General features: G+C 72.0%; 14 protein-coding genes. 7 read left to right on the top strand and 7 right to left on the bottom strand.

Annotation, left to right across the window (positions count from 1 at the left end; genetic code table 11):
* Window positions 1–76: 76 nt before the first annotated feature.
* Window positions 77–544 (bottom strand): hypothetical protein, encoded by a 468-nt coding sequence (locus OF819_RS12860; RefSeq protein ID WP_267243602.1) that lies wholly within the window; start codon window positions 542–544, stop codon window positions 77–79.
* A 65-nt stretch (window positions 545–609) separates the two neighbouring features.
* The gene (locus tag OF819_RS12855) at window positions 610–1,638 is read right to left on the bottom strand and encodes a hypothetical protein (RefSeq protein ID WP_267243601.1); all 1,029 of its coding nucleotides are present in this window, start codon (window positions 1,636–1,638) and stop codon (window positions 610–612) included.
* A gap of 135 nt (window positions 1,639–1,773) precedes the next feature.
* Here OF819_RS12855 and OF819_RS12850 point away from each other — a divergent pair, with 135 nt between their 5' ends.
* On the top strand, window positions 1,774–5,772 hold the full coding sequence (locus OF819_RS12850) for an XRE family transcriptional regulator (protein WP_267243600.1): 3,999 nt from the start codon (window positions 1,774–1,776) through the stop codon (window positions 5,770–5,772).
* Between the two features lie 10 nt (window positions 5,773–5,782).
* On the opposite strand, the gene OF819_RS12845 is transcribed toward OF819_RS12850, so the two are convergent.
* Complete coding sequence (locus OF819_RS12845; RefSeq protein WP_267243599.1) at window positions 5,783–6,010, bottom strand: hypothetical protein; 228 nt, start codon at window positions 6,008–6,010, stop codon at window positions 5,783–5,785.
* 61 nt (window positions 6,011–6,071) lie between these two features.
* On the opposite strand from OF819_RS12845, the gene OF819_RS12840 reads away from it, so the two are divergent.
* Window positions 6,072–6,251, top strand: a complete 180-nt coding sequence (locus tag OF819_RS12840) for an ABC transporter ATP-binding protein (RefSeq protein ID WP_267243598.1) — start codon at window positions 6,072–6,074, stop codon at window positions 6,249–6,251.
* Complete coding sequence (locus tag OF819_RS12835) at window positions 6,248–7,792, top strand: hypothetical protein (protein ID WP_267243597.1); 1,545 nt, start codon at window positions 6,248–6,250, stop codon at window positions 7,790–7,792. Before OF819_RS12840 ends, OF819_RS12835 begins: the two co-directional genes overlap by 4 nt.
* 97 nt (window positions 7,793–7,889) lie before the next feature.
* Here OF819_RS12835 and OF819_RS12830 read toward each other — a convergent pair whose 3' ends face one another.
* The 3 genes from OF819_RS12830 to OF819_RS12820 form a co-directional block, all read right to left on the bottom strand.
* Complete coding sequence (locus OF819_RS12830) at window positions 7,890–8,474, bottom strand: TerD family protein (RefSeq protein ID WP_267243596.1); 585 nt, start codon at window positions 8,472–8,474, stop codon at window positions 7,890–7,892.
* Between the two features lie 34 nt (window positions 8,475–8,508).
* The gene (locus tag OF819_RS12825) at window positions 8,509–9,153 is read right to left on the bottom strand and encodes a hypothetical protein (protein ID WP_267243595.1); all 645 of its coding nucleotides are present in this window, start codon (window positions 9,151–9,153) and stop codon (window positions 8,509–8,511) included.
* A gap of 100 nt (window positions 9,154–9,253) precedes the next feature.
* Window positions 9,254–9,829: a TerD family protein gene (locus tag OF819_RS12820; protein ID WP_267243594.1), complete on the bottom strand. Its 576-nt coding sequence runs from the start codon at window positions 9,827–9,829 to the stop codon at window positions 9,254–9,256.
* A gap of 211 nt (window positions 9,830–10,040) precedes the next feature.
* Here OF819_RS12820 and OF819_RS12815 point away from each other — a divergent pair, with 211 nt between their 5' ends.
* The 3 genes from OF819_RS12815 to OF819_RS12805 all read left to right on the top strand — a co-directional run bounded on the left by OF819_RS12815 (window position 10,041) and on the right by OF819_RS12805 (window position 12,987).
* Window positions 10,041–10,430 carry a BlaI/MecI/CopY family transcriptional regulator gene (locus tag OF819_RS12815; protein WP_267243593.1) on the top strand — a complete coding sequence of 130 codons (390 nt, stop codon included), beginning with the start codon at window positions 10,041–10,043 and terminating at the stop codon, window positions 10,428–10,430.
* 6 nt (window positions 10,431–10,436) lie between these two features.
* Window positions 10,437–11,369, top strand: coding sequence for a M56 family metallopeptidase (locus OF819_RS12810; RefSeq protein ID WP_267243592.1), 933 nt, complete (start codon window positions 10,437–10,439; stop codon window positions 11,367–11,369).
* Window positions 11,370–11,574: 205 nt separating this feature from the next.
* A complete protein-coding gene (locus OF819_RS12805) occupies window positions 11,575–12,987 on the top strand; it encodes an LCP family protein (RefSeq protein WP_267243591.1) in 1,413 nt (470 codons plus the stop codon).
* A gap of 132 nt (window positions 12,988–13,119) precedes the next feature.
* Here OF819_RS12805 and OF819_RS12800 read toward each other — a convergent pair whose 3' ends face one another.
* Window positions 13,120–13,575, bottom strand: coding sequence for a tellurite resistance TerB family protein (locus OF819_RS12800; protein WP_267243590.1), 456 nt, complete (start codon window positions 13,573–13,575; stop codon window positions 13,120–13,122).
* 251 nt (window positions 13,576–13,826) lie between these two features.
* Between OF819_RS12800 and OF819_RS12795 the strand changes: the two genes are divergently transcribed.
* Window positions 13,827–14,474: a hypothetical protein gene (locus OF819_RS12795; protein WP_267243589.1), complete on the top strand. Its 648-nt coding sequence runs from the start codon at window positions 13,827–13,829 to the stop codon at window positions 14,472–14,474.
* The last annotated feature ends 12 nt before the right edge of the window (window positions 14,475–14,486 follow it).

Genomic DNA, 14,486 nt, shown 5'->3' with positions numbered 1-14,486 from the left:
GCCCGTGCTCCGCGGATACGTTGCGGAGCACGGGCCCTGTGTCGGTCAGGACCGCCTGGACGGCGGCCCGGCAGCCTCACGGCAGATTGGTCCAGCAGTGGGAGGAGATGTTGTCGTTGAGCGCCTCTCCGGAGCCGGGTCCCGTGTTGCGGTCGAACGTCCACCGCCTCAGGTCGGCGAGAGCGACCCCGTTGTGCACTCCGCGCCGCGCGCCACGGCAGCCCGTGTCCCAGTGCACCCAGACGTCGTCGAGGTTGCCGGGGTAACCGTTGTTCCACAGGGAAGATGCCTTGTTGCGGCACTGGCCCCAGTTGCCGGCATTGCCGACCCAGCCGCCGCAGTAGTTCCGGAAGTTGATGTCGAAGTACGCGTGCAGATGGCCGTCGGGGGCTGCGGCGGACACCGGTGCGGCGGTGGGCCGGGGTGCGGACTCTCCGGCCGGGGCCGCGTTGGCCGAGGGGACGGCGGTGAGGGCGGTGAGGGCGGTGAGGGCGGCTAGGGTGAGCGTCGCCGCGGCAAGGCTGAGGCGGCCGGTGTTCATCATGGTTCTCTCCGTAGGTCGTGTGCTGATGTGTGCGGTTGTGTGCGGATGGACGGGTTGTGCGGATCTCACCGCCCGTCGGCCGTCTGCGCGGTGATCCGCGCGGCTCGGGGCAGTGCTGCCAGCTGCAGCCGCCGTGCGGTGTCCACCGCGGACCGGTGCTGTCGCTGGAGTTCATCGGCGTGCTGTGCGTCGAGCGTGCGGGCCGTCTCGGCGAGGCCGGTGTCCAGGGCGCACCGCGCCTCCGCCGTGGCCAGTTCCTTCTCTTCGGCGGCGGGGAGCTCCTCGTCGGCGGGGAGGGCGCGCTCAGGCGCGGGCAGCGAGGCACGCAGCGCCGCCGGGCTCTCGTGGGGATGGCCCTGGGCCCGCATACAGCGGGCCCAGTCGGCGACCGCGGCGGTGTACCGGGGGTCGGCCGTCACCCTCTCCCGGCGCATCCAGTCGAGGGACTCGACGGTGGACCGGGCCTGGAACCAGGCAGCGAGGTCGCCGTACAGCTCGCGCTCTGCCGTGGACCGGCATCCGTCGGCGCTGCGCGTGAGCACCAGGCCGTCGGGGGTGCGCGCGGTCAGCCCCCGGGGGTTCTCGCCGTTGGCCGCGCGGAGGGCGGCGGCCCGGCGCTCGGCGGGAAGGCTGCGGAAGTAGCGCTGGTTGGGGTCGTTTCTGCGGGCTTCGTCGAGTTCGGCCCGCAGCGCGGTGCCATAGCCATGCCTGGCGGCCCACCGGGGGTCGTCGATGACATAGGGGAACTCCCTTGGGGCGGTGGCCCGGTGCGGCTCGGCGGGCTGGTAGACGAAGCCGTGCTCCCGCATGCAGGCCCGCAGCAGCAGCTGCTCGGCACGGTCGAGCAGGGCGGTCTCCCGGTCGGTCAGGGGACGTGCCGTCGGCTCCATATCCCTGGTATCCCCGGTGTTCCTGGTATCCCCGGTGTTCCTGGTGTCCCCGGTGTTCCCGGTGTCCCCGGTGCGTGACGACGCCGTCAGGGACACGGCGAGCAGCGTGACCGCGGTCATGGCCGCCCCGAGCAGCAGGCCCGCCGCCGCCCGGCGGCGGCCCGGGGTTCCGGCCGGGCGTCGCCGGAAGATCTGTGTCCTCATCCGTGCCTCCTCTTCGCGTTCGTGACCGTTCGGGACCGTCGGCGACGTTCTGTCTAGCCGGTGCGAGGTTGTTCACGGCCGGGGCCGGGGTAGTGAACAACGGACCGTGAACAATGGCCCGAGCGGTGGTGAGCGATGCCACGCGGAGAGCGCCCGCTGGACGAGGGAGACAGCCCGTTACTGCACTTTGCGGCCGCACTGCGTCGGCTGCGGCGGCGCGCGGGCTCCCCGACCTACCGTGAACTGGCGTCGCGTACGCACTACTCGCCGGCCGCGCTGTCCGAGGCGGCGGGCGGCCGCAGACTTCCGAGCCTCGCGGTGACGCTGGCGTATGTACGGGCCTGCGGCGGCGACCCCGTCGAATGGGAGCGCCGCTGGCAGGATCTCGCGGAGCCGGCCGCGGCCCATCGGCCGGCGGCCCGGCCGGACGATGAGGGCGATGCGCCCTATGTGGGGCTGGCCGCATACGAACCCGCGGACGCGGAGCGCTTCTTCGGCAGGGAGGCGGCCGTGGACGCCCTGCGGGAGCGGCTGGACCACAGCCGCTTCCTGGTGGTCTTCGGGGCCTCCGGGTCAGGCAAGTCGTCACTGCTGCGGGCCGGGCTGCTCCCCCGCTGGCAGTCGGAGGACGGGGCGGCGCTGCTGCTCACCCCCGGCACCCACCCCCTCCAGGAATGCGCCGTGCAGCTGAGCAGGCTGACGGGCGGCTCGCCCTCGGACCTCCACAGCGAGCTGGCCGCCGACCCCCATGGGCTGCACCGGGTCATCGGCAAGGAGCTGCCCGACTGCTTTACCTCCCGTGAACTGCTCATCGTCGTCGACCAGTTCGAGGAGGTCTTCACGCTCTGCGAGCAGCCGGAAGAGCGCTCCCGCTTCATCGACGCGCTCCTCGCGGCGGCCGCCGCACAGCCCGGCCGCTGCCGGGTGGTGCTCGGGGCGCGGGCCGACTTCTATCCGCACTGCGTGGACTGCGGCCCGCTGGCCGAGGTCCTCGGCGACGCCTCCTTCCCGCTCGGGCCGATGAGCGGCGACGAGCTGCGCCGCGCCGTCGTCCGGCCCGCCGTACGCGCCGGCTGCACGGTGGAGAGCGCGCTGCTGGCGGAGCTCACCGCCCAGGCCGCCGGCCGCCCGGCCGCCCTGCCGCTGCTCTCGCACGCGTTGCTGGAGACCTGGCGACGGCGTCGCGGCAATGCCCTGACCCTGGTCGGCTACCGGACGACCGGCGGCATCGACGGCGCCCTGTCGCTTACCGCCGAGCGGCTCTACGCAGAGCTGCCGCCCCGGCAGCAGGAGAAGGCCCGGCATGTGCTGCTCCGCCTTGTCGCCCCCGGCGAGGGCACCGAGGACACCAAGCGCCGCATCAGCCGCGACGAGCTGGACGGCGACCCCGACACCGAGGCCGTGCTGGAACGGCTGGCCGCCGCGCGGCTGATCACGCTGGACCGCGGCGGCGTCGATCTCGGCCATGAGACCCTGATCCGCGGCTGGAGCAGACTGCACCGCTGGCTCGCCGAGGACCGCGCGGGCCTGCGCCTGCACCGGCAGCTCTCCGAGGCGGTCCGGCTGTGGGAGTCGCTGGGCCACGACGCCGGGGCGCTGCTGCGCGGGGCCCGGCTCGATATGTCCCTGGAGTGGGCCGCCCGGAACTCCCCGCTGCTCTCCGCCCGTGAGCGGCGTTTCCTCGACGCCAGCCGGGCCGCGCGGGACGAGGAGGCGGCCGGTGTACGCCGCAGGCACCGGCGGACCCGCAGGCTGGCCGCGCTCCTCGCGCTGCTGCTCGTCTGCACCTCGATCGCCACCGCCTATGCGGTCAGGGCGCAGCGGGAGGCGGCGCAGCAGCGCAATATCGCCGTCTCACAGCGCTCCGCCGAGGTGGCGTCGGCGCTGCGGGCAGGCAACCCGGCGCTGGCCGCGCAGATCTCGCTCGCGGCCTTCCGGCTGGCGCCGACTGCCGAGGCGCGCAGCAGTCTGCTGGAGACCTCCGCGTCCCCGTACGCCACGCTGCTCACCGGGCCCGCGGGTCCGGTGGGAAGCGTGGCGTTCAGCCCGGACGGGCGGCGGCTGGCCGCCGCCGAGGACGACGGGACGGTGCGTGTGTGGGGCGTCGCCGACCCCCATCGCGCCCGGCAACTGGGGAAGCTGTCGGCCGCCGGACCGGAACCGCCCGCCGACGGGGAGGCCGCCGGACCGGAACCGCCCGCCGACGAGGCCGCCGCCCGCGGGGCCGCGGCCGTCGCGTTCGGCCCGGACGGGCGCATGCTGGTGACCGCGGGCCCCGGCCGTACGGTGCGGCTGTGGGATGTGTCCGACGCCTCCCGCCCCGCCGCCCTGGGCGCGGCAGCCCTCGCGCACCGCCCGCGGGCGCTCGCCTTCAGCCCGGACGGGCACACTCTGGTGGCCGCGGGCGACGGGCCGGAGATCCGCCGCTGGGAGGTGCGCCGCGGCTCCGGGCTGACCGACGCCCGCGTCTGGGACGATCCCGGGGGCGGTGTCACGGCGGTCGCCTTCCAGCCGGACGGCTCCCGTGTGGCGGCCGCCGGAGCGGACGGGGGCGTACGGCTGTGGGGAACCGACACCGGGAGCGCGCCGCCGCCTGCCGCACCCGCCACGCCGGCCTCGCCGGCCTCGCCGGCCTCGCCGGCCTCGCCCGCCTCGCCCGCCTCGCCCGCCTCGCTCACTATGGCCGGTGACAGCCCGCTGACCACGGTGGCCTTCAGCCCGGACGGCCGCACCCTCGCCACCGGGAGCCGGGACCGTACCGTGCGGCTGTGGCGCATGGGCGACACCGGGCGTCCCGCCGAGCTGGCGACGTTCCGGGGCGACGGCGACACCCTGCGCGCGGTCGGCTTCAGCCCGGACGGCGGCACCCTGGCCACGGTCGGCGTCGACCGTCTGGTCCACCTCTGGGACGTCCGCGATCCGCGGAGGCCGCGCCTGCTGCGTACGCTCACGGGTCACACCGGGGCGATCGGGGCCATGGCGTTCAGCCCGGACGGCCGCACCCTCGCCACCGGCGGAGACGACCACACGGTACGGCTGTGGGACCTGCCCGCACCGGGTGGCGTCGGCCATCTGAGCTCCGTCTACGGGCTGGCCTTCCACCCCGGCGGAACGCTGCTGGCCAGCGGCAGCTATGACCGTACGGTGCGGATCTGGCGGGTGGGCCCGAACGGCGAGGCGCGGGAGAAAGACGTCCTGCGGGGCCACACGGAAGCCGTCAACTCGGTGGCCTTCCACCCCGGCGGAACGCTGCTGGCCAGCGGAAGCCTCGACCACGCGGTGCGGCTGTGGCGCATGCGCCCGAACGGCGAGGGGCGGAAGGAGCAGGTGCTGCGGGGCCACACGGGAGCCGTCAGCTCAGTGGCCTTCCACCCGGACGGGACGCTGCTGATCAGCGGAGGTGTGGACGGCGCGGTACGGCTCTGGGGGGTGTCCGCGACGGGGCGCGCACGGTCCCGTGCGGTCCTGCGCGGCGACGGACCGCTGGAATCGGTGGCCGTAAGCCCTGACGGCCGGGTGCTGGCGGCGGCCGGCCGCCATCGGACCGTGCGCCTGTGGGACATCGCCGACGCCGCCCGGCCGCGGGCGCTGGCCCGGCTCACAGGGCACACCGACATGGTCAAGTCGGTGGCGTTCGGTCCGGGGGGACGGCTCCTGGCCACGGCCGGCAGCGATCACACGGCGCGGCTGTGGGACATCGGCGATCTCCGCCGGCCGCGGGCGCTGGCCCGGCTGGAGGGGCATGCCGACACCGTCTACGCCACAGCCTTCAGCGCGAACGGCGGCACGCTGGCGACGGTCGGCAACGGCGGTTCGGCCCGGCTCTGGGATATCGCGGACCCCGCCCGCCCCCGGCGGCTCGCGACCCTGGAAGGACACACGGAGGCGGTCAGCGCGGCAGCGTTCAGCCCGCGCGGCGGCACCCTGGCGACCGGCTCCAACGACTGGACGCTGCGGCTGTGGCAGACGGACGCCGACCGCGTCGCCGACCGGGTGTGCGCCGTGGCGCGACCGCGGATCACCAGGGGCGAGTGGCGGCGCCATCTGCCCGGCATCCCTTACCGCCCTCCCTGCGGCGCCGACGCAGCCGCCGCAGGGCGCACGAGACTTAAAGGCGCAGTGCGCTGGACCTGAGGCTCAGGGCTCAGGGTGCGAGGCTCCAGCCGGTCAGCGCGCTGTCGGTGACGACCCGTTCGAGCCGCGCGCGCAGCTCGTCCGGGGTGCCCGGAAACACGCCGTACGGGACGCCCAGCGCGATCCGGTCGTGGTCGACCACGGACAGGCACCGCCATTGCGGCGGGAGCAGCCCGATGGCCTGGGGCAGTCGCTGGAATCGTGGGAGTGGGTTGCGGAACGTCTGGCTCTCGACCACACGGTCATTCGCTACCACCGGCCCGGATACGGTCTCACAAAATCTTGCGCATCCAGCGGTGTTGGTTCGTCCTGCCGACGTCGTGCTGCTCGACGAGCCCGAGCGGCACCTCGACAGTCACCGCGTCGATTTGGTGGCCACGCTGCTCACCGAACGGGCGAGAAACGGCACGGCGTTCCTGGTCGCCACCCACGAGAGCAGCTTGGTGGACGCGTGCGACGGCCGCGTGGAGTTGGGATGACGACGCACAGCATCGCACCACTCGACTCGGATGCCAGAACCCGCGTCCACGCCGTGTGGCACCGGTACGCCCGCCGCGGCGGGCGCGCCACGGTGCGTGGCCGCGCGTACGCCGTCTATCTCGTCGCCCTGTTCGCCGTCTTCTACCTAGTGCCGGTCGTGTACGCGGCGAGCACTTCGCCGGCGCTCCTGCCCGTGGGGTCTCTCGCCGGGGCGACTCCCGTGGCCTGCGGGCTCGCGGCGGCAGCGTGCTGGTGCGCCCAGCTCGCCGGCCGGTTCTGGGGACCGCTGGTGCTCCAGCCGTTCCTGCTGCACGTGTTCGTGTCCACGGACCTGTCCCCGGCGCACTACCTCGGCGCGATCGCCCGCCGCCGACTGGTGTATGCGGGCATGTCCACGCTGCTGTCGGTGGTCACGACGGCGTACCTCATCACTGACCTCTTCGATCGTCTCGACACCGCGCTACAGAGTCTCGCGGTCGCGGCGGGGCTCTGCGCCGTCGCCTCGGCAGCCTGGTTGTGGGGCCAGGTCCGAGCGGTGCCGGACAACCTCCTGCTCGCTTCTGCTGCGGGCGCTGTGGCGCTCATCGTGACGGTGCTGAGCAGGACGGCTCTGGACGGCGGGGGCGGCCTGTGGCTCGTCGCCGGTGTGCTGGCGACCGCGGCCGTGTGCCTCGGACGGGCTGCCTTCCGGTCGATCCGGACGGTCGACCTCGGCAGGCTCGCGCGCGAGTCGGCGCGCGCCTCCCAGGCCCAGGCGTATGCCTGGACGGGAACGCTCCACCATGCGCTCGACCTGTACCGGCCGGAGCCGCGAGGACTCACGTCGGCTCTGCTCCGGTCGGATGGACGCCTTCGCGGCCATATCGCTCAGGGCGCGACGCGAGCGCTGCGGACGCCCGGTCGCGCGCTGGCAGCCGCGGTGTTCCTGCTGATCGGCGGCGCCCTGCTGACCCTCGGAGCCGCCGGGCCGACAGGCATCCCGGCGTCGCTGTCGTGGGTGGCCGGATCGGTCTCCGTATACCTGGGATCCGGATGGGTGAGCGAGACCTGGCGCGGCCTGCGCGACGAGTTGACCCTGGCCCCCCTGTTCGGTGAGCGGTCGGGCGGGATGCTCGCCCGCACGCTGGCATGGCCGGTCGTCGCCGTAGTGACCGGAGTAGTCCTGGGAGGCGGCCTCGCGATCACGACCCAGTGGCCGCCGCACGGCGGACGCCTGGTGAACACGGCCCTCCTCGCCGCGGCGTCAACGGCGCTGGTGCTCAGCGCCAGGTTCCTGCGCGAGATGAAGCTGCAGCTGCCGCTGGAGCTGCTGCTCCCGATCATCACGCCGTTCGGCGACCTCTCCGGACTGCGCGTTCTGGTCTGGCAGTTTGACGGTCTCGTCGTCGTGGTGATCGGCATTGCCGTGATGGGTGCCGTTTCGTCCCCGCTCGGTGCGACCGCGCTGGGAATCGGCATGGCTGCTTGCTGCATCTGGACGGGTCTGCGCCGGACAGGGTGGGCGCACCGGGGGCTGCTCTCCCGCCTCAGCCGGACATAGCGCCGAGGACATGACCATCCTCCTGAGCTGAGCCGTCCGTTCGCGTGGAGTGATCGCTCACTGCGGCTCCGAATCTTTGCAGGAGAATCGGATTCCGTCACAGGTGGGGGGCGATCGCCGGGAGCAGGTCCTGAAAGGTGCGGCCGGTGGCGGGTTCGCCGATGGCCTTCATCTGCCAGCCGCCACCCGTGCGGTAGACCTTCGCCATGATCTGGGCGGTGTGGTGACCGCCGCCGGTGAGGGTGTAGCGGGCCAGTTCGGCGCCCGCAGTCTCATCGACCAGGCGGCAGAAGGCGTTCTGCACCTCGGCGAAAGTCTGGCCGGTGAAGGAGTTGACGGTGAAGACGATCTGGTCGACGTGCGCGGGCACGCGGGCCAGTTCGACGAGGATTGCTTCGTCGTCGCCTCCGGCGCCGGCGCCGCCGGTGAGGTTGTCGCCCGTATGCCGGACGGAGCCGTCGTCGCTGACCAGGTGCTGGAAGAAGACGACGTCCACCGGCTGCCCTGCGGCGAAGAGTACGGCCGAAGCGTCCAGGTCGATCTCGCTTCCGCCGGTCAGTTTGGCAAGGAAGCCCTTGCGGGGTGCGGCCTGCCAGCCCAGGCCCATGCGGACGGAGGTCAGGGCATTGCCGTCGGCCTTGCTCAGACTGATCTGCTGGCCCTTGCTCAGGTTGATCGACATGAGGGTGCTTGTCTCCTTCGAGTTCGTACGGGTGCTAGTCGGTCGGCGCAGGGGGAGCGCCGTTGGAGTCGGCGGCGGATGTAGTCGGTGCGGGGCGGAGGGACGGGTCCTCAGCGATGTATCGGCGCAGGCAGGGCAGCATGCCGCGGGCCAGCAGGGCCTGCTGCCACTCCAGCCGTGCCTGCTCCAGGCGGGCAGGGTGCGCGGATCCGCGGCGCCCGCGTATCGCCACGGCCAGCATCGCACCGAGGGCGGTGAGCGCGCTCGCGGCAGCGACCAGCGCGAGGATCCAGCCGGCGGTAACGAGCGGTCCGGGCAATGACCCCTGGGAATCCGACAGTCGGAGCACGTAACCGAGCACGAGCAGGACCGCGGCCGACGAGCCGGCCACGAGGGGGGTGAGCACGGCGAGGGCGGGCAACACGCTGCCGTCCATGGGGTAGCGCGGCGGCTCCTCTCCGGCGGACGCGTCCAGGGTGAGGTACCTGCGGTACTCGCCCTGTGCGGCGCCGGCGATCTCGTCGGCGTCGGCGAGCACCCGTACGCGCAGACGGGCGGCGGCACGACCGGTCGGATCGGCGCGAACAGCTCTTCGAATGTCCTGGGTGTTCAACGCCAGGTGCAGTACTGTCTCGAAGTCCGCCCGGTCCTCGGGACGGAGGCAGAGCGGGTCGGACACGTGCTCTCCTGAGGGATGGGGTGCTTCGGCGCCGCTGAGCGGGGGCGCCGTGCCGGGCCCACTGCCGAGGAGCAGGCCCGGCCGGGCGATCCGTCCGGTCTCAGACGTTCACGCCGAAGTCGGCGGCGATCCCGGCCAGCCCGGAGGCATAACCCTGTCCCACGGCGCGGAACTTCCACTCCGCGCCGTGGCGGTACAGCTCTCCGAACACCATGGCCGTCTCGGTCGAGGCGTCCTCGGACAGGTCATAGCGGGCGATCTCGGCGCCGCTGGCCTGGTCGACGACGCGGATGAAGGCGTTGCGCACCTGGCCGAAGCTCTGGCCGCGGCTTTCGGCGTCGTGGATGGAGACCGGGAAGACGATCTTGTCGACCTCGCCGGGTACCGCGGCGAGGTTCACCTTGATGGCCTCGTCGTCGCCTTCGCCCTCGCCGGTGAGGTTGTCGCCGGTGTGCTCGACCGAGCCGTCCGGGCTGGTGAGGTTGTTGTAGAAGACGAAGTGCCGGTCCGACAGCACCTTGCCGGAGACATCCAGCAGGAGGGCGGAGGCGTCGAGGTCGTAGTCGGCACCGGTGGTCGTGCGTACGTCCCAGCCCAAGCCGACCAGGACGGCTGTCAGGCCGGGCGCCTCCTTGCTGAGAGAGACGTTGCCGCCCTTGGCCAGGGAAACTCCCACTGCGTCCTCCTTCTCGATACGTCAGATCAGGGCCCAGGGGACCCAGATCTGAATCTACAGGACTGTAGAGAGTACGGAAGCATGCACCCGGAAGCCTGTCTTCTACACTTCTGTAGATGTCCTGATGGCGGACTGGCGCGCGATGAGCGGCGGTCAGGCCCCCATACGATGGACCGCTCGTGATCTCGGGTCGGCGGAAGGGAGACAGGGCGTGGCGGATGACCGGCGGGGTTCCCGGCGGCGGGGGCAGGGTGAGCTGGAGGCGCTCGTCCTGTCGGCATTGCGGGAGGCGAACGGCCCGGCCACGGCCGGCTGGGTGCAGCAGCGGCTCGGCGGGGATCTCGCCTACACGACCGTGATCACGATCCTGACCCGGCTGCTGGCCAAGGGGGCCGTCACACGCGAGCGGGCGGGCCGGTCCTTCGCGTGGACGCCCGCGTCGGATCAGGCGGGCCTGGCCGCGCACAAGATGCGCAAGGTGCTGGACGCCGAGAGCGATCGGGAGGCCGTGCTGGCCAGCTTCATCACCGGGCTCGGTCCGGACGACGAGCGGCTGCTGCGCGAACTGCTGGGTCAGCCCCGGAGCGAAGGGGAAGACTGAAGCCTCATGGGGGTGTTCGTCTTTCTGCCGCTGGTCCTGCCGTTAAGTGCCTGGCCGATCGCGCGTCTGGCCGAGCAGCGGCTGCATCCGCGGACCGCGACGCGGCTGCTGACCGGGGTGGCCGCGGTCATGGCGGTGTGCAGCACGGTGTGTCTGGGGCTGGTGATGGTGGTCGGCACCGCCCAGCTGCCCGGCAACCCACTGCCCGACGGCTGGTCGGATCCCGAGGTGCGCGAGGCGGTGCCGTACGACGAGGTGGCCGGCAAGGCTGCCATCCCGGCTCTGTGCCTGGTGGTGGTGGCCTGTGGCCGCACGCTGTGGCGGCACGGCCGGGTGCGTCGCCGCGCCCATCGGGCGCTGGCCGGCCTGCCTGACAGGGAGGTAGCGGTCCTGCCCGACCAGGTTCCGTACGCGTACGCGCTGCCCGGCCGCCGACGGCGCCGGGTCGTGGTGACCACCGCTCTGCTGGACTGCCTCGAACCGGCCGAGCGGCGCGCCCTGTTCGCCCATGAGCGGGCCCACCTCGCCGCCCAGCACCACCGCTACTTGCTCGCCGTGCAACTGGCCGCGCGCGCCAACCCGTTCCTGCGCCCGCTGCGCACAGCGGTGTCGTATACGGCCGAGCGGTGGGCGGACGAGGAGGCGGCCAATGCGGTCGGCAGCCGCCGGACGGTGGCGCACGCGATCGGCAAGGCGGCGCTCGTATCCCGGGGCACCCCGGTGGCGACGCTGGCGGGTCTCGCGGCGCCAGGGCCGGTGCCGCGCCGGGTGGCCGCTCTGCTCGGTCCGGCGCCCGCGGTGCGCAGCTGGCCGTCGGTGTTCACCTCGGTGGGGCTGGCGGTGTGGGGTGCGGCCGCGGGTACGGCAGCGTCCGCAATGTCGTCCGCGAACTCCGCGGTGACGATGGTCCTCATCCTGCACGCCGCGACACCTCTGTGAGCCGGGCGGCAGCCGGTCAGGCGTGGTCGGCCAGTGCCGCGAGACCGGCGACCAGGATGGCGGCCAGTGCGCAGAGCGCGGTCATGGTGATGGAGCCGGATGCGGTGAGACATACCCGCCACCCGCTCGTATATCTACATACATGTAGAGTTCCGCCGTCCGGTGCCCGCAGGCACCGAACGCTCAGCAGCGGCTGAAAGGCCGGATGGACCGCGCAGAGGAGGGAGCGCCGGTGGGCGGCAGGGGCAGGCGGCGGAGTGCTCCGGTCGGCGGCTGGCCGGTGCGGCTGACCAGGCGAGGCCGGATCCTGACCTGGGCCGCCGGAGCGTTCGCGGTCCTCATCCTCGGCGTCGCGGGGGTCGGCGCGTGGGTGTACCAGGAGCTGAACGGCAACATCAGCTCCGCCGACGTCGACAACAAACTCGGCGGTGACCGCCCCGTCAACCTCAGTCCGGGCTCGAAGAACATCCTGGTCGTCGGCTCCGACAGCCGGGACGGTGACAATGCCGAGTACGGCCGGGGTCTGACCACCATGCAGTCGGACACGCTGATGGTGCTGCACATCCCGGCGAATAGGGAATGGGCCACTGTGGTGTCCCTCCCGCGTGACTCCTGGGTGCGAATACCCTCGTGCGACAAGGGCGACGGCACCACGTCCGCCCCGCACCACTTCAAGATCAACGAGGCGTTCGCCATCGGCGGCGCCGGCGGCGAGGTGGCCGGCGCCGCCGCTTGCACCATCAAGACCGTCGAGGCGAACACCGGCCTGCGCATCGACCACTTCATGTCGGTCGACTTCCAGGGCTTCAAAGGCATGGTCAACGCCCTGGGCGGCATAGAGGTCTGCCCCGAGCAGGCCATCCACGACGAGAAGGCCCGCCTGGACCTGGAAGCCGGCTGCCAGACCGTCAAGGACGAGGAAGCGCTCGGCTACGTCCGCGCCCGCTACAGCATCGGCGACGGCTCCGACATCGGGCGCATCGGCCGCCAGCAGGAATTCATGGACGCCCTGGCCAGGAAGGCGCAGTCCAAGCTGACCAGCCCCAACGCGCTGTACGGTTTTCTGCAGTCCGCCACCAAGTCGCTGACCACGGACGAGGACCTGGCCGGCGTCAAGCCGCTGTACGGCCTCGCCTCCGAGGTCCAGGGCATCCCGAGCGAGCGGCTGACCTTCCTCACCGTCCCCAACTACCCGCGCGAGGCGGATGTGGCCACCGACAAGGCCAACATCGTGTGGCAGTACCCGCAGGCCGCCGACCTGTTCACGTCCCTCGCCCAGGACAAGGAGGTCGACAAGGACCGGCTGCTGGCGGCCGCGAAGAACCCGGTGTACGCCTCCTCCGTGCGCGTCCAGGTCCTCAACGGCACGGGCGTCACAGGTCGGGCCGCGGCCGTCGCCGAGAAGCTGCGCGAGGCGGGCCTCACCGTCGTCGGCACGGGCAACGCCCCGGAGAACACCCGCGCCACCGCGGTCGCTCATCCGCAGGGCCTGGACAAACAGGCCGAGGCGCTGGCCGCCCGGCTCCCCGGCGCACAGGTGGAGCAGGGCGCGGACGGCACAGCGGGGGTGGTGACCCTCGTCGTCGGAGCCGATCTCGACCCCGCCGACATCCGGTGATGTGATCGGGGGCGCACATCCCGGGGGTTCGGATCCGCCGAAAGCTGGACAACGCCGGGATCTCGACGGCCGGCCGAGCCGCATGCCGGGCCGACGCGTCGGTGTCCGCCCGGCGCGGACGGCGCAGGGCGATCAGAGATCGAACTCGTGCGGCGGCAGGTCGAGCGTGAAGCACGCCTCGCGGACAATGGCCTGCTCGGTCTTGTCGAAGTCGCCGTCGGCGCCGCCGATGACGATGCCGATCTGGATGACGGCACGGGCCTCGGCGGGCTTCTTCTTCGCCTTGGCGATCTCCTGCAGGACGCTGACCTTGCCGAAGTCGAAGTCGGCAGTCAGCTTGTTCAGGTTGTCCTCGAAGCGGCGCTGCAAGTCCATGGCGTCGAAGTTCTGCAACACCTCGTTGGTGGCGATCAGCTGGGCCACGCGCCGCCGTTCGGACGGATCGATGGTGCCGTCGGCCGCCGCGACCAGTGCGCACATCGCCATGCTCGCGTCGCGGAAGGCGCCGCTCTTGAGGTCGTTCTTCTTCGCCACCAGCTGGGTCTGCATCTGCGTGGCGGATTCCTTGATGCGGTCCCACAGGGCCATGAGAACTCCAAACAGTCGGTCGGGCCAGGCCGTCCTGATGACGGTCCGCTGCCCGGTTTTATCTACAGCAACGTAGAAACTAGCGGCTCGGCTGCTGAGTTCCCGAGATTTCGAGGATCTGTGTCAGTGAGGATCTGCCGGATTCCGGACGGATCCGTTGCTGTTCGGTGACACGGGCTTGGGAGAGTCGCGGTATGGCAAGGTGGGAAAGCCCGCGGGCGCGGAGCCGGATGGCCGATACGGCAAGGGTGATGACTGTGCTGGCAGTCCTGGCCGTAGCGGGGTGGTACGGCTACGCGTGGGTGGCGGCTCCGATGGCGGGCCCGTCGCGAACCGCTGAGGTGAACGCGGCGAGCGGCAAGGCGAAGGAGGCGGCCGAACGCCGCCTGGAGGAGGCCGTCGGCACCCTGCCGGGTGCACCGCGGCAGCTCGGCGCCGCAGCCGCGGACCACTGCCTGCGTCATGTCGCCTTCGAAGGCGAAGCCCCTGGCCCGCTGAGCTGCCAGTGGCGGCTGGAGCGGTATGTCGTCTTCGACGGCGACCTGCGGACGGTCGGTGAGACATGGCGAAAGGCGCTCGGCAACGGCCGGTGGACCGGCTCACAGGCGCCGTTCCTCCCTGGTTACGCCTCCACCTCCGAACGGTACGAGTACCGCGATCCCCGGACTCATGACCGTCTCATCATCACGTTGGTCCAGGACAGAGACGAGTTCCGCCTCTTCGGCCCCCCGCCCAGCACCGAGCCTTACGAGGTGTACGAACGAGAGCAGCGGGCCTTCACCGGGCGAAAGGCCGCGGAGCGCGCGGTGACAGAAGGCCGGCGAGTCGCCCGGATCTCACTGGTACACGCCTATTACGGACAGGACGGGCGCACTCCCCTGGAACCAGTTGCCTGGTGATGACCGGATGAA

It is taken from the genome of Streptomyces sp. PR69, assembly GCF_026420845.1.
Taxonomy (GTDB): domain Bacteria; phylum Actinomycetota; class Actinomycetes; order Streptomycetales; family Streptomycetaceae; genus Streptomyces.
This window is presented reverse-complemented; position numbering and strand designations above follow the sequence as displayed.